We start from the raw sequence: 21,398 nt of genomic DNA, 5'->3' as shown, positions 1-21,398 counted from the left end.
AGGTGCACCGAACTCACGAAGCCCTAGCTCACAGCAGGTGCGACAGGTATTGGCACCGTACAGGCTCTCGAAGTGCAGCCAGGCGTGTAGCAGGCTGGATGCGTCGTTGTCGCGTCGTCCGTTGTACCAGTGCCGGGCCTCGGTGACCCTACTTCCCCGGGTTCGTCGCGCTGTCCAAGCGAACAGGTCTTCGAACTTGGCTACGAAGTGCACTGGCTTCAGTGTTGGTCGATACGTCCAGACCGGCGTCCAGACCTCGGACGTCCACGCCCCTCGCCATTTCCGGGAACGATTGTCATAATCGGTGGACCTTCGAGTAGAGGAAGACATGGACGATCCGTACGCACGATCAGCCGAGTACATGGACATCCTCATCGCCGACGCCTGGGGGCTCTTCGCTCCCGGACTCGTCGAGGCCCTGAGTGGCCTCAGTGGCGAGACCGACGTCACCGTGGACCTGGGCGCCGGCACGGGACGCGGAGTGGAGACGATCTGTGCCGCCCTACCTGACAACTCACCGGTCCTTGCCGTCGAGCCCTCGCCCACCCTCCGCGCGGTGCTCCTCGCCCGAGCGCACGGTGACGCGCACCTGCGGGCGCGCGTCACCGTCTCACCGACCGACGCGCTGAACACCCCGCTCCCTGAGCGCATACGGGCGCTGGTGGCCATGAACATGATCGGGCACCTGTCGCCGGACGACCGGCGGGAGCTGTGGCGGCGGATCGTACCCCGGCTGATTCCCGGAGGTCGTGTGATCCTCAACCTCTCCCCGCCGACGCGCCCGGTCGGTATCACCAGAAGCCGGATGGCCAGCAGCAGCGTGGGCGACTTGACCTACGAAGGCTGGGCGAGCGCCGAGGTCGCGGGTGAACACCGGGTCAGGTGGCACATGACCTACCTCGTCCAACGGGCGGAAGGGCGGCCGGTGTCCGAAGTGACCGTGGACTACGACTGGTGGGTCATGGACGAGGCGGAGCTCAGCAAGGAGCTCACCGAGCACGGGCTGACCACGCGGCAAGTCGGCCATCCCGACGCCGGGCTGTACGTCGCGATCCGTACCGGGGGGCAACTTCGACACCAAGATTGAAACGGCTTTCATTTTCAACTATGGTTCCCGGTGCGCCGCCCGCCGTCCTCCCGGCGGAACGCTCCACACTGCCATCGCAGCTACGGAGACCGGATGAACCTGCCCCTGAAGCCCGAAGCAGCCCTCGACGACGTACTCGACTGCATCGCCGAGGTGCTCGGCACGGACCCAGGGCTGCTTGACGCGGAAACAGCGCTGACGGCCCTGGGTCTGGAGTCGTTCACTGCCGTACGGCTCCGCCGCCGGATCCGGGAGCGCACCGGACACGACCTTCCGCTGACGGCATTTCTCGACAACGCAACCGCACTGGACCTCGCCCGGCACTTGTCGGCGCCCGCCGGGCAACTGCTCAGCACTCCTGCCACCAGCCGGCAGCCGGAGGACCCGTCGGTCTTTCCCTTGACTCCGGTTCAGGAGTCCTACCTTGTCGGGCGGGAGTCTGGTCTGGTTCTCGGCGGGGTGGCGACCTTCTACTACTACGAATTCGACCGGGGCAGCGACGACGCGGCCGCGGACCTCCAGCGGCTCGAAGTCGCCTGGAACCGACTGGTCGACCACCACCCGATGCTGCGGATGGTGGTCGACCAGCGTGGCCGCGGGCAGATCCTGCCCTCAGTCGGTCCGTACCGCATCGGCGTCACCGATCTGCGCGACGCGGCGCCCACACAGGTGGCCGAGATGCTGGCCATGGTCCGGTACGACCGCTCCCACCAGGTACGCGCCGCCGGCCAGTGGCCGTTGTTCGACCTGCACGCGGCGTTTCTGCCCGACGGCCGCACGCGCCTCTTCGTCGGGGTCGACGTGCTGGTCACCGACATGGCCGGCTGGATGCTGCTCATGCGTCAGTGGGGACAACTCGTCGCCGACCTCGCCGCGTCCCTGCCCGAACCTCCCGCTGACTTCACCGACCTGCTGCGCGCCCGGGCGGTCGATTCGGAGTGGACCGAGCGGCGCGAGCGCGACCGGGCCTACTGGGCGGCCCGCGGTCCGGAGCTTCCTCCGGCGCCAGGCCTGCCGGTGACCCGCGCCGCCGACTCCACCGAGCCTCCCCGCTTCGCCCGGCACGCCGGCGGGCTCGACGCCGAAACTTGGCGGACGCTACGCACCCGGTGCGGCGAGCACGGGGTGACGCCAACGGCGGCCCTGCTGGCCGCGTTCGCGGTGGTCCTCGGGCGGTGGGGCGCCGGCGACCAGGTGTGCCTGAACACCACACTCTTCGACCGACCGGAGAGCCCCGAGGGTATCGACCTGGTGGTGGGCGACTTCACCACCACCGCCCTGGTGGGTACCCCGAGATTCGACCCGGCCTCGTGGAGCGGGTTCGCCGGGTACGCGACGGATCTCAACCGCCGGTTCTGGGAGGACCTGGACCACCGGTCGGTCTCCGGGGTGGAGGTGCTGCGGCAGCTCGGCCACGCCTCCGGCGCGCCGCCCTACCCGGTGGTGTTCACGAGTGGGGTGGGACTCGCCGGCGACGCGGCAGCCCCCGCGAGTTGGCTCGGCGAGGAGGTCTTCGGCGTCTCGCAGACCCCTCAGGTGCTGCTGGACCACATCGTGTGGGACGAGGGCGGTTCGCTTCGGGTCGCCTGGGACGCGGTCGTCGGCGCCTTTCCCGAGGGCTACCTGCGCGGCATGCTCGACGCGTACCTCCGGCTGCTGCACCGGCTCACCGAGGCCGCTGCCTGGAAGGACCCGAGCCTTGCCTGGGACCCCTTCGTCCTTCCGGTGGAGCCCCTGGACGTCGAGCCCTTCCCCGATAGCGGTCCGCTGCTGCACGATCCGGTGTCCAACGCCGCCCGCCGCGTGCCTGAGTACCCGGCCCTGTATGCGGGCGGCTCGGCGACCTCGCACAGGCGGCTGGCCGAGAACGTCGCGGCGACCGCCGCCGCTCTGGTCACGGCCGGTGTCCGGGCCGGCGATCTGGTCGCGGTGGCCGGTGAGAAGGGACCGGCCCAGATCGCCGCGGTCCTGGCCGTCAACGCCGTCGGCGCGGGCTACCTGCCGGTCGAGCCATCCTGGCCCGACGCCCGCGTGGCCGCGATCTGCGCGCGTGCCGGAGTGCGGCACGCGCTGGTCGGCCGGGGCGTACGGACCGGGTGGCCCGGGGGCGTCATACCGCACCGCCTGACCGCGTCCGGGCGGCCCAGCGCCCGAGCAGGGGAAGTCGTGTCCGGGCCGGCCACGCCGCCGCAGTCGCGACCCGACCCCGACGCCACCGCGTACGTCATCTTCACCTCCGGATCCACCGGCCAGCCGAAGGGCGTCGAGATCGAGCACCGGGCCGCGCGCGCCACCATCGACGACATCGTCGACCGTTTCGGCGTCAACTCCGGTGACCGGGTGCTGGCCCTGTCCGCGCTCAGCTTCGACCTCTCCGTCTTCGACATCTACGGTGTTCTCGGCGCCGGTGGCGCGCTGGTCCTGCCCGACCCGGTTCGACAGCGTGATCCGCAACACTGGCTGGAACTCGCCGAACGGCACGGTGTCACGGTCTGGAACACGGCCCCCGCGCTGTTGGAGATGCTCGTCGAGTACGCCGAGATCGAGCCGGAGGCGGCCGGTCGGGCCCTGCGCACCCTACGGCTGGTGATGCTCTCCGGCGACTGGATCCCGCTGACCCTCCCCGACCGGCTGCGTCGGCTCGCTCCGCAGGCACGGGTGATGAGCCTGGGCGGCGCGACCGAGGCGTCCATCTGGTCGATCACCTACCCGGTGGCGGATGTCGACCCGCAGTGGCGGAGCATTCCCTACGGCCGGGCACTGCGGGGCCAGTCCTTCCACATCCTCGACCCGGACGGTGGCCCGTGCCCGGTGGGCGAGCCGGGCGAGCTGTTCATCGGCGGCGATGGGCTCGCCCGGGGATACATCGGCGATCCGGAGCAGACGGCGCACCGCTTCGCCCGGCACCCGGTGCTGGGCGAGCGACTGTACCGCACAGGAGACCTGGGACGCTGGCGGGACGACGGGAACATCGAGTTCCTGGGACGCGTCGACCGGCAGGTGAAGATCCGCGGACACCGGATCGAACTCGGCGAAATCGAGGCCACGCTCAGTCGGCATTCGGGCCTGCGGCAGTGCGTCGTGGCCGCAGTGGCCGGCCCGGATGAGCGGCCCCGCCTGGCCGCGTACGTGGTGCCCAAGGCGGGACATGCCGCACCGCCGGCCGGTGAACTGGCCGAGACGCTGCGCGAACGGTTGCCCGACTACATGGTCCCGAGCAGGTTCCTCGTGCTGGAGTCGCTGCCGGTCACCCCGAACGGCAAGATCGACCACGCGGCGCTGCCGAACCCGTACCGGATCGAGGATGCCCCGCCGGTCACCCAACCGCCGCAACCCGCAGCCACGCCGCCCGCGCCCGCCCCGAACGGCCCGGACTGGGTCGGCCCGGCGATCGCCGAGGCGGCGGCGCTCGGCCTGGAGACCGCACTCGTCGTACGTCCGGGACGGCTCTCACCGGCGCGGGCCCTCGTCGCGTCGGCACGCTGGCTCGAGCGGGTCCACGCCGGGAGTAGCGCACACGCCGTCACCCTGGTCGAACGGATTCCCGCCGATGGTCTCATCGAACTCGCGTACCGACACACTGATCCGTCGCCGGCCGCTGACACCTCCCCGGTCCCGCAACCCGCCACGGTTACGCAACCGGCAGCTGCGGCCCCGGAACGGCCCGAGCCGGAGCCCGCAGGTCACCAGGTCGCCGGAGGGATGCATCCGGCGGACCCCGCCATCACCGATGCGGTCATCGCGGTCCTCACCGACCTGACCGGAGAATTAGTGCGGCCGGACAGCACGTTCGCCGCGGTGGGCGCGACCTCGCTCACGCTCGTGCTCACCTACCGCAGGCTGCACGAGAGCATCGCCCCGCGACTCGCACTCGCGGACGTGTTCGGCCATGCCACGGTCGCCTCCCTCGCCGCACACATCACCGCCCTGGCCGCCACGCAAGACCCACGAACACACGAGCCGGCGGACACTTCGGCGCCACCATCGGCCCGACGCTCGTCCCGGCTGGCCGCCCGTACCCGAGCTCAGGAGGTCGACCGGTGAGCGGGGCGGACAACCCGGCCGAATCGTCGATCGCCGTCACCGCTCTGGACTGTCGCTTCCCCGGCGCGCCCGACACCCCCGCGTTCTGGGACCTGCTGGTGTCCGAACGGCACGGCCTCACCCGGCACATCCCCGAGGACCTCGCCGAGCGAGGGGTACCCCGCCGGTTGCGCGAGCATCCCGCGTACGTCCCGGTCGGCGGCGTCATCGACGGCCAGGACCAGTTCGATCCCGAGCCGTTCGGGCTCAGCGACGCCGAGGCCGCGCTCATGGATCCGCAGCAGCGGCTGTTCCTGGAAGCGTGCTGGCGTGCCCTGGAAGCCGCCGGGCACGGCAACGGGATCGGGGCCGGAGCCGTCGGGGTGTTCGCCGGGGCGGCACACAGCGACTATCTGATGCGTAACCTGGCCCACCGCTACACCTCGTCCGCCAGTGACCCGGTCGGCAGTCTCCAGACGGCGATGGCGACCGTCGGGGACTACCTTCCCCTTCAGGTCGCTCACCGCCTCGGGCTGACCGGGCCGGCGATCGCCGTCAACACCACCTGCTCCACCTCGCTGGTCGCCGTGCACCTGGCCGCCCAGTCGTTGCTGGCCGGCGAGTGCGACACCGCGCTGGCCGGAGGCGCGTCGCTGATCGTGCCTCAGGGCCTGGGATACCTGTACGTTCCGGACGGCATCTTCTCCATCGACGGCCGGGTACGCACGTTCTCCGCCGACGGCACCGGGATCGTTCACTCCCAGGGGGTCGGTGTCGCGGTCCTGCGTCGGCTCGCCGACGCTCTCGCCGACGGCGATCCGGTGCTGGCGGTGCTGTACGGCTCGGCGGTCAACAACGACGGCGCGGACAAGACCGGCTTCACCGCACCGTCCCCGCGCGGCCAGGCACGCGTGATCGCCGAGGCGCTGGCCGTGGCCGGCGTGGACGCCCGCCAGGTCAGCTACGTCGAGGCGCACGGCACCGCGACCCGTCTCGGCGACGTCGTGGAGGTCGGCGCGCTGCGCCGGGTGTTCGGCTCCACGGGCCCGGCCTGGTGCGCCCTCGGCTCGGTGAAGAGCAACATCGGGCACGCCAACTCGGCTGCCGGCATCGCCGGGTTCGCCAAGACCGTGCTCGCCCTGCACCACGGGATCCTTCCGGCCTCCCTGGACGCCGAGCCGCTCAACCCGGAACTGCACCTGGACGGCTCACCGTTCACCGTCGCCGGCCGGACCACGGACTGGCCCGGGCCGCGGTACGCGGGCGTCAGCTCGTTCGGCATCGGCGGTACGAACTGCCACGTCGTGCTGGGCAGCGCACCCGCCGGGCGCGCCCCCGCCCCCGACCCGCGCCCGCAGTTGGTGCTGCTGTCCGCCAGCAGTGACAAGGCCCTGGCCACCAGCGTCGCGGCAACCGCCGACGCACTGGACAGCACGGCGGCCGCGCCGGCCGACGTCGCGTACACCCTGCACGAGGGACGCCCGGCCCGGCCTTGTCGCGCCGCGGCGGTCGTCACCGGCGAACGCGCCGCCGACCGGGCTGCCCTGCACACCGCGGCCCGCCGCGCGGTGGGCGCCACCGCCCCCCGGGTCGTGCTCGCGTTCCCCGGCGGCGGTGCCCAGTACCCGGGCATGGGCCGCGAGCTCATGGCCGACGAGCCGGAGTTCGCCCACACCGTACGGGAGTGCGCGGCACTGTTCGACGAACCCGGCCAGCCCCGGCTGGTCGAGCTGATCCAGGCCGACCGCGCCGACCCGGCCGCGCTGCGGCTCGCCCGCGACCCGGCGTATGGCCTGCCCGCGCTGTTCACCGTGTCCCTCGCCACCGCCCGGGTCCTCATCCGGTGGGGCGTACGACCGGACGTGGTGGTCGGCCACAGCCTCGGTGAGTACGTCGCGGCGGTGGTGGCCGGCGCGCTGCCGGTAGCGGACGCGGCGGCCCTGGTGCGGGTCCGCTCCCGTGGTATGTCCCGGACCGCCGGACAGGGCGCGATGCTGGCCGTGCCACTGGCCGAACCCGCGGTCACGGCGCTGCTGGCCGACCACCCCGAACTGGACTTGGCCGCCGTCAACGCACCCGACTCCTGCGTGGTCTCCGGGCCCGAACCCGCGGTGGCCGCGCTGGAGGCACGGCTGGCCGCGGACGGCCTGGAACCCACCCGGCTGCGGCTGGACGCCGCCGCCCACTCCCGACTCGTGGATCCCGTCCTACCCGAACTACGGGCCGCCGCCTCGAGGGTGGACGCGCAAACCCCGCTGGTGCCGCTGGCCACCACCCTCACCGGCAAATTCCTCACGTCCGCGCCCGACGCCGACCACTGGGTACCGCACCTGCGGTCGGTGGTGCGCTTCTCCGACGCGCTGACGACGGCCATCGGTAACTGGCCGGCCGTCGTCGTGCAGGCCGGACCCGGCGGCGGTTTGCTGCAACTCGCCCGCCGGCACCGGACGGCGAACCTCGTGGCGACCATCGCCACGTTTCCGGAGCCGGACGAGCCCGGCGGCGAACGGGCGGCACTGCTGACCGCCGCCGGTGAACTCTGGACCCGGGGGGTGGGGATCATCGCCGGGGCTCTGCACCGGCCCGGTCGGCGGCGGGTGGCGCTGCCCGGCCACCCGTTCGACCGGCGCCCGCTGTGGATCGACCAGCCCGAGCCGGACGCCGGATCCGCGACGGATGCGCCGGACGAGGACGAACCCTTCCAACTGCCGGTCTGGCAGCGCGTACCGGCGCCGGACGGCCCACCGGTCGTCACCGGTCGCTGGCTGCTGGACGGCCCCGACGACGACCCTCTGGTCGAGGCGGTGCGGGCACACCTGTCCGCCGCCGGCGCCCGGGTGACCGACCGGGCCGAGGTCGCCGCCGACCCGACGGTCCCGTGCGCCGGTGTGCTCGTCCTCGACCTCGCCCCGGACGGCGACGACCCCGCCGGGCGGGTGGTCGAGACGGTCCTGCGCCACGCCGAACTGGCCCGCCTCACCGCCACCTGGGCACACGACACCTGCCTGCTGCACGTCACCCGGGCCGTCCAGCAGGTGGAGAGCGCGGACCGGCCGAATCCGGCCGGCGCCGCCGGTACCGCCGTACCCCGGATCCTGGCGCAGGAATTCCCCGGCCTGCGGTGGCGCACCATCGACCTGCCGACGGCCGGGTCGCCGGCCGATCTGGCCCGTCGGGTCGCGCAGGAGGCGACGGACCTGACGGCCGGCGGGCGTGCCGGGGCGGAGGTGGCACTGCGCGGCACACAGCGCTGGCTGCGCACCCTGAACCCGTGGCGCCCCCGCACCAACGGACCGGAGGACCGGACGGACGCGGGCACCGCCCTGCTCATCGGCGGGCTGGGCGACGTCGGTCTCACCATGGCCGAACACCTGGCCGAGCGGGGTTGGCAGGTCGTCGTCACCGGCCGTACCGGCCTCGTACCGGACCCGCCGCCGGGCAGCCCGGCGGCCGAGCGGGTCGCGGCGATCCGACGGTTGACCGAGCGGGGTCTGCCGGTGGAGGTACGGGCGATCGACGCCGGGGACCCTACGGCCACAGCGGCGCTGCTGCGCGATGTCGTCGACCGGTTCGGCCGCGTGGACCTCGTGGTACACGGCGCGGGCGTGGTCGCCTCGACGGCGGTCGTCCCGCTGCGGGCCGTCGACCCCGAGGTGGCACATGGCCACGCGCGGGCCAAAGTCTCGGCCGCCGTGGCCCTGCGGCGGGCCCTGGCGGACCTGCCCGAGGGCACCCGCCCGGCCACCGTGCTGCTGATGTCGTCGGCGACGACCCTTGTCGGCGGCCTGGGCCTGGCCCCGTACGCCGCCGCCAACCGCTACCTCGACGCGCTCGCGGAACGGCTGGGCGCGCACGGCGGTACGGTCTGGCTCAGCGTGGCCTGGGACGGCTGGCGGGTCGGTCCGGGCGGCGCTGAGCGGGCCGTCGCGTCCCGTCACTCGATCGGGCGGCGGGACGGCATGCGGTCGCTGGACCGGCTGCTCGCCCTGGCTGGTCGCGGGCGTGCCCCCGCACTGGTCGCGGTTTCCCCCGCCGATTTGCGCCCCCGCCTCGTCGGCGGGACGACCGAGGTACAGCGACCCGCCGCGCCCATCGGACGGGACGTCCCGGCGGAGGGCGCTGACCCCCGTGGGAACGCGGAGGCGACCCTCGCCAGGATCTGGTCGGAGCTGCTCGGGTTCGAGGTGTCCGACCGGGACGCCGACTTCTTCGCCCTCGGTGGGCACTCACTGCTCGCCACCCGCATGTTGGCCCGGCTCCGCGACGAGCACGGCGTCCAACTGCGCCTGCAGGACCTGTTGGCCCGACCGACCGTCGCGTCGCTGGCGGTGCTCCTGGCCGGAGCGGACGGGCCGGGCCCGGCGGGTGACGCCGGCCCGTCCGCCGACGCCGACACGCACGTCGGGACGGAGTTTGAGGACGCCGGACCAGACGCGGAGGGGCCACGGGAGTTCCCGCTGACCCGGGTACAGCACGCATATTGGGTCGGCGGGTCCGGCGGCTACCGCCTGGGTGACGTGCCCTGCTCGTTCCACTTGGAACACGACTGCCCAGGGCTGGACGTGGGCCGGTACGAGGACGCGTGGAACGCCGTGATCGCCCGGCATCCGATGCTCCGCGCGATCATCACCCCCGAAGGCCGAAACCGGATTCTCGACCGGGTGCCCCGCTATCGCATCCGGGTGCGGGACCTGTCCACGCTCGACGAAGCCACGCGACAGGAGAAGCTCGCCCGGATCAGAGCGGAGATGGTCGGGCGGGAACCACGTCCGGGTCGCTGGCCGCTGGTCGACATCCGCGCCGCCCGGCTTCCCGGGGGGACCGTACGTCTCTTCGTCAACGTCGACGTGCTCGTCTGCGACACCGCCAGCTTTCTGCTCTGGGACCGCGAGGTCCGCGCCCGGTACGAGGATCCGGCCGCCCGGCTGCCCCGGGTGGGTACGACCTTCGCGGCGTGTGTCGCGGCGTTGGAGCAGCGGGCGCGGGGTCCGGAACGAAACCGGGCGGCGGACTATTGGCGGAGTCGGCTCGACCGCCTGCCCGGGGCGCCCGCGCTGCCGGTCCGTCCGGCACCACCGGGGACCCGGCCCCGGTTCGCGCGGCGCGCCGCCCGGCTGGAGCCGCCACAGTGGCAGGCGCTCCGGGCGGAAGCCGCCCGTCGGGGCCTCACCCCGACCGCGGTCCTACTCGCGGCGTACGCGGACGCGCTGGCCGCCTGGTCCGGGCAGGGACGGTTCGCCATCACCCTGACCCTGTTCGACCGGCCGCGGGTGCATCCAGACGTCGACCTGGTCGTTGGGGATTTCACGTCGCTGCTGCTGCACGAGGTCGACCGGTCGCGCCCCGGGACGTTCGCCGGGGACGCGGCCGAGGCGCAGCGGACTCTCTTCCGCGACCTGGACCATCGCGAGTTCTCCGCGCTCGAACTGTTGGCGGAGAAGTCCGCGCGCAGCGGCCGGACCGAGTCGGTACCCGTGGTGTTCACCAGCGCGCTGGGGCTGACCGACGCGCTCGGCGGCGAGCATGACCTGGACTGGATGGGCACACCCGTGTACGGGGTGAGCAGCACGCCGCAGACCTGGCTCGACCACCAGGTGATCGAGCAGCACGGCGCCCTGCTCCTGCAGTGGGACGTGTTGGCGGACGTCCTGCCCGCCGACGAGGCGGACCAGGTGTTCGCCGCGTACGTCGACCGGGTCCGGCGACTGGCAGGCACGGCCGAGGAGTGGCAGGCGCCACGGCCCGCACGGTCGGCCGTGGCCGGGCAACCGGCCGAAGCCGCGACGGGCCGGGGTGAGACCGCGCTGCTGCTGCGTGCCGGCGCCGCCAAGCCGCCGCTGTTCCTGATCCACCCGTCCGGCGGGGACGTGCTCTGTTATGGCGAACTCGTCCGGCTGCTCACCGACGACCGGCCGGTGGTCGGCCTGACCGACCCGGCCCTCACCGGCGGTGTCGAGCCGGAGGACATTCCGGCGCTGGCCGAGCACTACCTGGACGCGGTGCGCACGTACCAGCCGCACGGCCCGTACCTGCTCGGCGGTTGGTCGATGGGCGGCACCCTGGCCCACGAGATGGCCTGTGTGCTGGAACGGCGTGGCGGAAGCAGCGCCCTGCTGTTCATGGTCGACTCCAACACGCCGGACCGGATCAGGGCCCTGCACGGCCCGGGAGTTCCGGGCGCGGTCGCCGCGCTGCGCTACCTGCACTCGCTCGAGGCGTTTCTCGACCTGGATTTCGGACTCGGCCCGGCCGAGGAAGCCGAGCTGCTCGGCGGCACCGGCGACGAAGTCCGCGCCTACGTCACCGAACGGCTGCGTCACGCCGGCCTGCTCAACGCACGGGACAGCGCCGACCTCCGGCTGCGGGTCTTCGAACGTCACCTGCGGACGCTCGGCGAACACCGTGCGGGTCACCTGAGCGATCCCGACACCCGGCTGCTCCTCATCCGGGCGGCGCTGCCGTCACCGCGCAACAGCGGCGTCGGCATGGGTGTCGACGACGCGCCCGACCTGCCGGTCCTCGGCTGGCGCGGGCACGTGCGCGGCCCGGTGCACGAGGTCGTCGTCGAGGGGCACCACTACTCGCTGCTCACCGGGGACGCCGCCAAGACGATCGCCGGCCACCTGGACCAGGCACTCGCGGCACTGCCGAACACGCTCCGATAACCGCTTCCCCTCTCAGCCCATGGAAGAACCGATGCACATCGCTGTCCAGTCCCGCCTATCCCGGCGCAGACTGCTGCCCCTCGCCATCGCCGCCGCCCTGCTGGTGGGCGGGTGCGGCGCCGACACCACGACCGGCGGTTCCGCCGGCGAGTCCGGCACGCCGGTCGACGGCGGCACCCTGCGCTACGTCGTACCGGGGTCTCCGGCCACCGCCAGCAACGACCCGCACGGCGGACTCGGCAACGAGTCGGACCTCATGCGCTTCGCGCTGACCTACGACGTGCTGACCGTCCCCGGCGCCGACGGCATCCCGCAGCCGCGCCTCGCCCGATCGTGGAAGCCGAACCAGACCCTGGACCGGTGGACGTTCCACCTACGCGACAACGCCACATTCACCGACGGCCAACCGGTACTCGCCAAGGACGTGCTCTACTCGCTGACCCGGATCGCGAACAAGGCCGCCGAGAACTACGGCCGGCTGGCCGACTTCGACATGGCCGCCGCCAGCGCACCCGACGACCACACGGTGATCCTGGCGACCCGGGCACCGATGGCCGAAGCCCCGAAGGCGCTGGAATCCATCAGCTTCGTGGTCCCCGACGGCAGCACCGACTTCTCCAAGCCCGTGCACGGCTCGGGGCCGTTCCGGGTGACCGGGACCGACGCCCAGACCGCCGTGCTCGTCCGCAACGACCACTGGTGGGGCGAGCGACCCCACCTGGACCGGATCGAGATCCGGGCGGTCGCCGACCCGCAGGCCCGTGCCGTCGCCGTCACCTCCGGCCAAGCGGACGTCGCCGGCAGCGTCAGCCCGGCGGCCGTCAAGGCCGCCGAGGCCGGCGGTGGAGTGCAGGTCGTACGCCGCAAGGGCGTCACCGAGTATCCGATCATCATGCGCCTGGACAGCGCGCCGTTCAGCGATCCGAGGGTACGTGAGGCGTTCCGACTCGCCGCCGACCGGCAGGCACTCGTCGACACGGTGTTCCTCGGTTACGGCCAGATCGCCAACGACCTGCCCACCCCGTACGACCCGTCGTACCCGAAGGGACTGACCCAACGCACCCGGGACATGGACCGGGCCAGGGATCTGCTCAAGCAGGCTGGGCACGCGGACGGGCTGAGGCTGACCCTGCACACCACGACGTCGTACCCCGGCATGGACACCACGGCCACCCTGTACGCCAAGCAGCTCGCCGACATCGGGGTGCGGGTCGAGGTGAAGCTCGAGCCGGCCGACACCTACTGGACCGCCATCTACGCCAAGAAGAACTTCTACGTGGGCTACTACGGCGGCATCTCCTTCCCCGACCTGGTACGCGTCGGGCTGTTGGCCGCCGCCCCGACCAACGAGACCGCCTGGCGCAGCGCCCCGTTCGACGCCGAGTTCAACGCCGCCATGGGCATCCTCGACCCGGCCGAGCGCAACGCCCGGCTCGCCCGCATCCAGCAGGACCTGTGGCGCGACGGCGGGTACGTGGTGTGGGGCGTCGGAGACGGGCTGGACCTGATCGCGCCCGGTGTGCACGACCTGCCCGACGGTCCCGGCTTCCAGCGGATGTTCATCGAACGTGCCTGGAAGGCGAAGTGATCGCACGCCGCCTCGCCCGCACGGCGCTGCTGGCACTGGCGGCCACCGCAGTGGTCTTCGCCGCCACCGAGGCGCTACCGGGAGACGCGGGGACCCTCCGGGACGCCGGGCGGGCGTCACCGGAGCAGGTCGCGCGGGCGCGCGAGCAACTCGGCCTGGACGAGCCGCTGGTCATGCGGTATCTGCGGTGGCTGGGTGGGCTGCTCCAGGGCGACCTGGGCCGGTCGCTGAGCAGCGGCCGACCGGTGAGCGACCTGCTCGGCCAGCGTCTGCCCGCCACCATCAGCCTGGTCGCCGCCGCGCTGGCGGTGACCGTGCTGCTGACCACGGCCGGCCTGGTCGTCACGCATCTGTGTCGGGGCCGGGGCGGAACGCTCGCTGCCGGTCTCGCCGCGGTGCCGCAGGCCGTCTACGCGGCGGCTCTCGGCGCGTTGCTGTCCGGGATGTTGGGATGGCTGCCCGCCGTGTCCCTGCTGCCACTGGGTGGCCACCCGTGGCAGGAGCCTCGGATGCTCCTTCTGCCGGCGCTGGCCCTCGCGCTGCCGTCGGCCGCGTTCGCCGGCACGCTGCTGCGCGGAGTGCTGACCGACACCCTGCGCCGGCCGCACGTCGTCGACGCGTACCGGCGCGGCCTGCCACCGGCACTGGTGCTGCGCCGCCACGTGCTGCCGTTCCTGGCCGTGCCCGCGATTCAGGTGCTTGCCCTGACCGCCGGGTGGCTCGCGGCCGGAACCGCCCTGGTGGAAACTGTGTACGGCTTTCCCGGCCTCGGTGGGCTACTCGTGTCGGCGGTGGCGGTGCGGGACGTGCCGGTGGTGCAGGGCGCGGCCCTGATGCCGGTGGTGGCCGTGCTGGTCGGGATGCTGCTCGCCGATCTCGCCGCCGCGGCGGTGCACCGGACTGCTCGTCCCGCCGCTGCCCGCTGCACCGCAGCGTTGGGCGGTACTCACTGATGCGGCTGCGCTGGGACATGGTCACCCCGGTCGCGGCGCTGGCGGTGGTCGCGCTGGCCCTGCTCGGCCGGCACCTCGCCCCAAACGACCCGGAACAGCCGGTGGCCGTGCCCTGGTCCGCGCCGTCGACGCGGCTGCCGCTCGGCGCCGACGCGCTGGGCCGCGACGTGCTGTCCCGGGTGGTGGCCGGCGGCGCGAACCTGCTCGGGGTCGCCCTCACCGCCGCGGCGGCGGCCCTCCTGATCGGAGTGGCGTTCGGGCTGCTCGCAGGTTGGTGGCCGGCGCGGGCGGGCCGGGTCGTGCGGTGGCTCGGGGACCTGTTGCTTGCCGTACCCGCCCTGATCCTCGCCCTGGTGCTGGCGGTGGCACTGCCCGGCGCGACGGCGGTCGTGGTCGCCTCCGTGGTGAGCGGCGCGCCGCTCACCGCCCGGGTCGTGGCCGGGCAGTGCGGCACCATCCGGGGCAGCGGCTACCTGCACGCCGCCGTCGAACGCGGTGAACGCGGGCCCGTCATCTTGGTACGGGAACTCCTGCCGGCGTTGAGCGGCCTGGTGGCGGCCGACGCCGGTCTGCGGCTGATCACCGCCCTGCAACTGGCGACCACGCTGGCGGTCCTCGGGTTCGGTCCGCAGCCGCCGGATGCCGACTGGGCGCTGATGCTGAGCGAGAACCTGCCCGGCGTCGCGCTCAATCCCGCCGCGCTGCTGGCGCCCGCCGTGCCGTTGGCGCTGTGCGCGCTGCTCTTCGCCGCCGCGGCACGCGCTGCGGGACGTCGGTTGGAAGGCGTGGCATGAGTGGGGAACCACTGGTGGTGACCGGGCTGACGGTGCGTCGCCTCGCCGATGGCCAGACCGTGCTGCCCCCCACGGACCTCCGGCTGGGGCCCGGTGAGGTGCTCGCGGTCACCGGGGCTTCCGGGGTGGGCAAGAGCAGCCTGCTGCACGCCCTGCTGGACACCCTGCCTCCGGGTCTGGTCCGCGCCGCAGGGACGGTGCGGTGGCGCGGCCAGCCGGTCCCGGCGGGCCGGCCAGCCCGCCGTTGGCGGCGGACGCGCTGCGGATACGTGGGTCAGGACCCGGCCCTGGCGCTGAACCCGCTCTGGTCGGTCGAGCGTCTGGTGGGCGAGCAGTTGACCGGCTCCCGGGCGGAGCGGGCACAGCACGTCCGTGAGGTTCTCGACCTGCTCGGCCTGCCCGCTGAACTCGCAAGCCGTCGGGTCGGCGAGCTCTCCGGCGGCCAGGCCCAACGGGTCGCACTGGCCCGGGCCCTTGCCGCCGAGCCGGACGTCCTGCTGCTCGACGAGCCGACCTCGGCCCTCGACCAGGGCACGCGCCACCGGGTCGTCGAGGCGGTACGAGCCCGGCGGAACGGAAGCACCCTGCTGGTAACCCACGACCCGTACCTCGTCTCCGCCCTCGCCGACCGGGTGGTGGACCTGACCCCGCCCCGCACTCGAGTGCCGTCCCCGATTTCGGGCGCGGGCGTCGGGACCCTCGTCGCGGATGGGTCCGGCGGCGGCGGTGACCGGGCGCTCCGGTTGGCCGTGCGCGGCCTGCGGGTGACCCGGCCGGACGGTGCGCCGCTGCTGGAGAACGTGCACCTGAACCTGACGTCCGGGTCCTGGACCGCGGTCATCGGGCCGTCGGGCAGCGGCAAGACGAGCCTGCTGTACGCGATTGCCGGTCGCCGTCCCGCCCGGCAGGGCCAACTGCTGCTGGGAGGGCGTCCACTGCCCGCAGATGTGCGGCAGCGTGACCAGGACCAGCGACAGGCCGTCCAGCTCGTCGGCCAGCATCCGGCCGGAGAACTCAACCCGGCGCACCGCGTCGGCAACGCCGTGGCCCGTCCGCTGGCGGTGTTGCACGGCCTGCGTCGCCGCGACCGGATCAAGGCGGCATCGGGCCTCCTCGACGAGGTCGGGCTCGCCGCCGAGTTCGCGCGCCGACGCCCGGACGCGCTCTCCGGCGGCCAACGGCAACGGGTCGCCCTGGCCCGGGCCCTGGCCGCGCGACCCGAGGTGCTGCTACTCGACGAACCGACCTCGGCGCTCGACCAGGCATCCGCCGCCGGACTGCTGGACCTGATCGAGCGGCTGCGAGCGGACGGCCTGGCCATCCTGTCGGTCACCCACGATCCCGCCGTGACAGCTCACGCCGACCAGGTACTGCAGCTGCGGGACCACCGGCTCGTCGCCAGCGATGGTCCACGCACCGACACCGACGATCGAATGGAGGAATCCGGTGCCCGCTGAAGCGACCGCCGATCCGATGCTGGCCCACGTCGCCGAACACCCGTGGGTCGCCGACGCGCGTGCCACACCGGACGGCGTGATCGTCGTGTGGCCGGACCCCGCCGCCACCACGGCCGGGCCGCGACCCGGGCCGCTGCTGCGGGAGCATCTCGACCACTGGGCCGAGGTCTACGACTGGGTGTACCAGGACGCGCTCGGACGGCACTCGGACGACCTGGACCTGTCCGGCTGGCGGGCCTCGGACACCGGCCTTCCCCTGCCCGTCGAGCACATGCGGGACTGGCTCGCCCGTACCGTCGGCCTTGCTCTGGCCCACCAGCCGAAACGCGTATTGGAGATCGGCTGCGGCACCGGCCTGCTCGCGCACCGTCTGCACCCGCACCTGCGCGGCTACGTGGGCACGGACGTGGCGCGCGCGGCGGTGCAGCGGCTCGGGGACGCGGGCCTGCCGCGTACCGCGTTCGTCCAGGCCGCCGCGCACGAGACGACAGCCGACACGGTACGGGCGGCCATGGACGCCATCTTCGGCCCGGGCGTCGCCCCGGACTGCGTACTGCTGAACTCCGTCACCCAGTGCTTCCCCGGATTGGACTACCTGGGCGAGGTGCTGCGTCAGGCACTGGCCACGGTTTCCGACGGCGGCACGGTGATCGTCGGCGACATCCGGCACAGCGGTCTGCTGACCGAGCACTTCACCTGGCTGGAGCGGGCCCGAGACCCCGGTTCCGGTGAGAGCGACCTCGATGCCCGGGTACGGGCGGCGATCGCGGCGGACGAGGAGCTGTCCTTCGCCCCCCAGGCCGTCGCCGCCGTCCTGGCCGCGCAGGACCGGCCGGTGCGGGTGAGCCTGCACGCGCGCACGATGGCGGAGGACTCAGAGCTGACGCGGTACCGCTACGACCTCGTCGTGCACGTCGGTCCCGGGATGTCGGACGTGGCGGCACCGGTGCGGACGATCTCCTGGTCGGAGCAGCCCGGCCCGGACCTGGCCGCGACGCTACGGACGACGCTGGCCGACCGGCCGGTCGTCGTGTCCAACATCCCCAACGCGCTGTTGCGGGACACCCCGACGGCGGTCACGCCGTACGCCCTGCGTCAGGCGGTACACGGGCTGGACGCGGCGGTGTTGCTGGACGCGTACGACCCGTGTCTCCTGGCCGTCGCCGCGCCCGCCGCCTGCGGGGTCCTAAGTGTGGAAGTGTTGTCCGACGCCGATCGCGCGGCCGGGCCGGATGCCCACGAACCGCTCGCCGGGTTCGTCCGCCGCAGGCTGCCTGAGGTACTGCGTGACCACCTACGGCGGCGAGCGCCGGGCAGCAGGCCGCCCAGGATCGTGGTGGCCGACGCCGGCGATCGGGGAACGCGGTGAGCGCCCCGCCGTTCGACGCCCTGTCGGATCTGCCCGGGGTGGGCGCGTGGCAGTGGGTTCCGGGACCCGGGCGGGGCACATTGCTGGTCGCCGGTCCCGCCGCCGGCACCACCGGGCGGGTGGATCCGGACGTGAATCGGCGGGCCGCCGCCGAAGGAGAGGCGGCATCCGCCGCCGGGGACGCGGCCGTAGCCGGGGCGGACCTGTCCGCCCTCCCCCCACTGACCCGTCTGTTGGACGAGGTCGCACTGCTCTCGATGGCCCGGGTGCTGGACCGGGCGCGGCTCTTCCGGGACGGAGCGGCCCACGACACGGCACAGGTGCTGAGCGTGCTGGGCGTCGCGCCGCGGCATGCCTGGATCGTGCGCCGGTGGCTGGCCACGCTGTTCGCCGAGGGACGGCTCGGCCACGACGCGCGGACCGGTAGGTACCACGATCTCGTCGCGCCGGACCGCGTCGGGTACGCCCGGGCCCGGCGGGAACTCGACGAGGCGCGTCGCGGCTTGGGCTATCCCCCCTCGATGACCCGGTTCTTCCTGGCTACGGCCGACCGGCTGCCGGCCCTGCTACGGGACGAGGCCGGGGTGCAGGAGCTGCTGTTCCCGGATGGTTCCACCGACACGGCCGAGGGGAACTACCGGGACAACCTGCCCAGCCGTTGGGCCAACCACGCGGCGGCGGCGATGATCGCCGGCTACTCGCGAACCGCCCGGTCGGACGGTCCGCTGCGGATCCTGGAGGTGGGCGCCGGGATCGGGGCGACCACCCGGCCGGTCCTCGATGCACTGGCCGACGCCAAGATCGAGTACCTGTTCACCGACGTGTCGCGCTTCTTCCTCACCTCGGCGCGGACGCTCCTCGGTGACCGTCCGGGGCTGCGGTTCGGCCTGTTCGACGTCAACCTGCCGCCGGCCGGCCCGGAATTCACGCCCGGGTCCCGGGACGTCATCCTGGCCGCGAACGTCCTGCACAACGCCCGCCACGTCGGTCGGGCCCTGGCGGCGCTACGGGAACTGCTCTCCCCCGACGGGCTGCTGGTGCTCGTCGAGTCCTGTCGCGAGCACTACCAGGCGCTCACCTCTATGTACCTGCTCATGTCACCCGCCGTCGACGAACGGCGGTGGTTCACCGACCTGCGGGCCGGACAGGACCAGGTGTTCCTCAGCGCGGCGGCGTGGGCCGACCAGTTGGATGCGGCCGGATTCGATCCACTGCCGGTCCTGCCCGGTAACGGCCACCCGCTGGCGGACGCGGGCCAGCGGGTGATCGCCGGTCGGGTCCGGTCCGGTGTCCCACGCCCGGATCCGGTGCTCGTCGCAGCGACCCTCGCGGCCAGGATGCCGCCGGCCGATTGTCCCGAACGGGTCCACGCCGTGGACCGCGTCATTCCCGCCCCGCTCACCGCCACGATGGGAGAACCTCGTTGACCGACTCCTCCGGCCTCAACCCACCGACCGAACTCATCGACGCCGTACGTGCCGTCTGGGCCAATGTGCTGGACCTCGACGTGATCTCAGTACCGGCCGACGCCAGCTTCCTCAGCCTCGGCGGCGATTCCGTCCTGACGGTACGGATGGCAGCGCTGGTCCGGCAGCGGCTCGGTGCCGCCCTGGCCCTGGCCGACGTCCGCGTCGAGCACAGTGCGGCCCAGCTGGCCACCCTCATTCACGAGCGAGGTACCGCCACGGGTGCGCTGCGCCCGCTGCCGCTCGAGCTGGCACGCCGGGACGACCCCGAGGCCCCCTTCCCTCTCCTCCCGCTTCAGCAGGGTTACTTCGTCGGCCAGCAGGACGGATGGGAACTGTCCTACCGGTCAGCTCACCACTACGTGGACATCGGCCTGGAGGACATCGAGGTCGACGAGATTGCCGAAGCGTTGCAGGACGCCCTGGAACGGCTCGCCGAGCACCAGGCGGTGCTACGCGCGCGGATCCTGCCCGACGGACGGCAGCGGATCCTGCCGCTGGACGACCCGGAAGCCGTACCGGTGCTGCGGGTAACCGACCTCAGCGCCGCCGGTGCGGACGAGATCGCCGAGACGCTGGCCACGATCCGCCACGAGATGAGCATCGATGGCCCCGACCCGACTCAGGGGTGTGGTCTGGACATGCGGCTGACCCTGCTTCCGGGGGCCAAGGCACGGCTGCACTCCTCGACCAGCCTGATGATCATTGACGGCTGGTCGTCGGGAGTGTTCTACCGGGACCTGTTCGCCCTGGTCAGCGACCAGAACGCGATGCTCGCACCGATGGATGTCGATTTCGGCGACTACGCCGTGACCCTGGACGGGTTGTCCGGGACCGACCAGTGGCAGGCCGACCGCGACTGGTGGTGGGACCGGCTCGACGACCTGCCGCTCCCTCCAGCCCTGCCGCTGGCCGCCGACCCGGCGGCCGTCCGTCCGATCCTGATGGGCGCACGGCAGGCCGTGCTGGACGCGGACCGGTGGGCCACGCTGCGGGGTCACTGTGCCCAGCACGGCGTCACGCCGTCCGCCGCCATGTTCGCCGTGTTCTCCACGGCACTGGCCCGGGCCTGCGGACATCGACGGTTCCTGCTCAACACCCTGCAACTGAACCGCCTTCCGCTGCACCCCGACGTGCCCCGGCTCGTCGGCGCCTTCTCCTCCACCATGCTGGTACCGGTGGAGTTACCCGAATCGGCGGCCTTCTCCGACCTTGCGATCCACGCCCAGCGGGACATCGGGGAGGCCATGGCGCACAACCTGGTGACCGGGGTGGAGGTGTCCCGCGAGCTGGGGCGGCGTCGCAACACCCGGCGGCCGGTGGCACCGGTGGTCTTCCAGAGCACGCTGGGCGTCGACGCTGCTCTCGGCAGTGAGGTACCCCGTACCGCCGGACCGTTGGGCTCCATCGACCTGGCCAGCCACTACCAACAGTTGCGGACGCCGCAGGTGGCGCTCGAGGTCCGGCTGTTCGAGCTGCGCGACGAGCTCGTGGTGGTGTTCTCCCTGGTGGAGGAACTCTTCGAGGCCTCGGACGTGGACCGGATGTTCGGGGACGTCATGGCCATGATCGAGTCTCTGGTCGACGCGGAGGCATGGTCGGTGCCGGTCGCCCTGCCGGGCCCCTTGGACGCGCCCGAGCAGGTGCGGTCGCGCACCCGCCTGTCCGTGCCGACCGCACCAACCGCGACCGCCGATGAGCCCGGGCCGCCGCGTGACGATCTTGAACGGACGATCGTGCGCCACTGGACTGCGCTGCTCGGCTGCGGGGTGCCGGACCGCGCCGCGGACTTCTTCGGGCTCGGTGGGGACTCGCTGCTCGCGGTACGCATGCTCGGTGCCCTTGCCCGGGAGGAGGTCGGACGGGTGACGCCACGTCGGTTCCTCGAACGTCCCAGCGTGGCGGGACTCGCCAGCGCCGTCCGCGAGACGGCCGAAACCGCCGCTCATGGCGACAACGTCGGCATCGGATCGTGAAAAAGCCGTGGCGGGGCGAG

The 21,398-nt window shown here is 72.8% G+C and carries 10 protein-coding genes; all 10 read left to right on the top strand.

Going from position 1 to position 21,398, the window contains the following annotated elements; genetic code table 11:
- Positions 1-328: 328 nt before the first annotated feature.
- The 10 genes from GA0074694_RS05755 to GA0074694_RS05710 all read left to right on the top strand — a co-directional run bounded on the left by GA0074694_RS05755 (position 329) and on the right by GA0074694_RS05710 (position 21,378).
- Positions 329-1,087, top strand: a complete 759-nt coding sequence (locus GA0074694_RS05755) for a class I SAM-dependent methyltransferase (RefSeq protein ID WP_091453571.1) — start codon at positions 329-331, stop codon at positions 1,085-1,087.
- 93 nt (positions 1,088-1,180) lie between these two features.
- Complete coding sequence (locus GA0074694_RS05750; protein ID WP_091453567.1) at positions 1,181-5,131, top strand: non-ribosomal peptide synthetase; 3,951 nt, start codon at positions 1,181-1,183, stop codon at positions 5,129-5,131.
- A complete protein-coding gene (locus tag GA0074694_RS05745; protein WP_091453563.1) occupies positions 5,128-11,775 on the top strand; it encodes a type I polyketide synthase in 6,648 nt (2,215 codons plus the stop codon). Before GA0074694_RS05750 ends, GA0074694_RS05745 begins: the two co-directional genes overlap by 4 nt.
- 31 nt (positions 11,776-11,806) lie before the next feature.
- Positions 11,807-13,363: an ABC transporter substrate-binding protein gene (locus GA0074694_RS05740; RefSeq protein WP_091453559.1), complete on the top strand. Its 1,557-nt coding sequence runs from the start codon at positions 11,807-11,809 to the stop codon at positions 13,361-13,363.
- Positions 13,360-14,316 (top strand): ABC transporter permease, encoded by a 957-nt coding sequence (locus GA0074694_RS05735; protein WP_091453556.1) that lies wholly within the window; start codon positions 13,360-13,362, stop codon positions 14,314-14,316. Before GA0074694_RS05740 ends, GA0074694_RS05735 begins: the two co-directional genes overlap by 4 nt.
- Positions 14,313-15,110 (top strand): ABC transporter permease, encoded by a 798-nt coding sequence (locus GA0074694_RS05730; RefSeq protein WP_091458709.1) that lies wholly within the window; start codon positions 14,313-14,315, stop codon positions 15,108-15,110. Before GA0074694_RS05735 ends, GA0074694_RS05730 begins: the two co-directional genes overlap by 4 nt.
- A complete protein-coding gene (locus tag GA0074694_RS05725) occupies positions 15,107-16,567 on the top strand; it encodes an ABC transporter ATP-binding protein (RefSeq protein WP_091453553.1) in 1,461 nt (486 codons plus the stop codon). The genes GA0074694_RS05730 and GA0074694_RS05725 overlap by 4 nt, the downstream gene beginning before the upstream one ends.
- Before the next feature lie 16 nt (positions 16,568-16,583).
- The gene (locus tag GA0074694_RS05720; RefSeq protein ID WP_091458707.1) at positions 16,584-17,936 is read left to right on the top strand and encodes a class I SAM-dependent methyltransferase; all 1,353 of its coding nucleotides are present in this window, start codon (positions 16,584-16,586) and stop codon (positions 17,934-17,936) included.
- Positions 17,933-19,363, top strand: coding sequence for a class I SAM-dependent methyltransferase (locus GA0074694_RS05715; protein WP_091453550.1), 1,431 nt, complete (start codon positions 17,933-17,935; stop codon positions 19,361-19,363). Before GA0074694_RS05720 ends, GA0074694_RS05715 begins: the two co-directional genes overlap by 4 nt.
- Positions 19,360-21,378, top strand: coding sequence for a condensation domain-containing protein (locus tag GA0074694_RS05710; RefSeq protein WP_091453546.1), 2,019 nt, complete (start codon positions 19,360-19,362; stop codon positions 21,376-21,378). The genes GA0074694_RS05715 and GA0074694_RS05710 overlap by 4 nt, the downstream gene beginning before the upstream one ends.
- The last annotated feature ends 20 nt before the right edge of the window (positions 21,379-21,398 follow it).

It is taken from the genome of Micromonospora inyonensis, from assembly GCF_900091415.1.
Classification (GTDB): Bacteria; Actinomycetota; Actinomycetes; order Mycobacteriales; family Micromonosporaceae; genus Micromonospora; species Micromonospora inyonensis.
This window is presented reverse-complemented; position numbering and strand designations above follow the sequence as displayed.

What these genes read in the sequence shown, in the direction of transcription:
- GA0074694_RS05755 (WP_091453571.1), top strand. Translation starts at nt 329, where the DNA reads ATGGACGATCCGTACGCACGATCAGCCGAGTACATGGACATCCTCATC.
- GA0074694_RS05750 (WP_091453567.1), top strand. Translation starts at nt 1,181, where the DNA reads ATGAACCTGCCCCTGAAGCCCGAAGCAGCCCTCGACGACGTACTCGAC.
- GA0074694_RS05740 (WP_091453559.1), top strand. Translation starts at nt 11,807, where the DNA reads ATGCACATCGCTGTCCAGTCCCGCCTATCCCGGCGCAGACTGCTGCCC.
- GA0074694_RS05725 (WP_091453553.1), top strand. Translation starts at nt 15,107, where the DNA reads ATGAGTGGGGAACCACTGGTGGTGACCGGGCTGACGGTGCGTCGCCTC.
- GA0074694_RS05720 (WP_091458707.1), top strand. Translation starts at nt 16,584, where the DNA reads ATGCTGGCCCACGTCGCCGAACACCCGTGGGTCGCCGACGCGCGTGCC.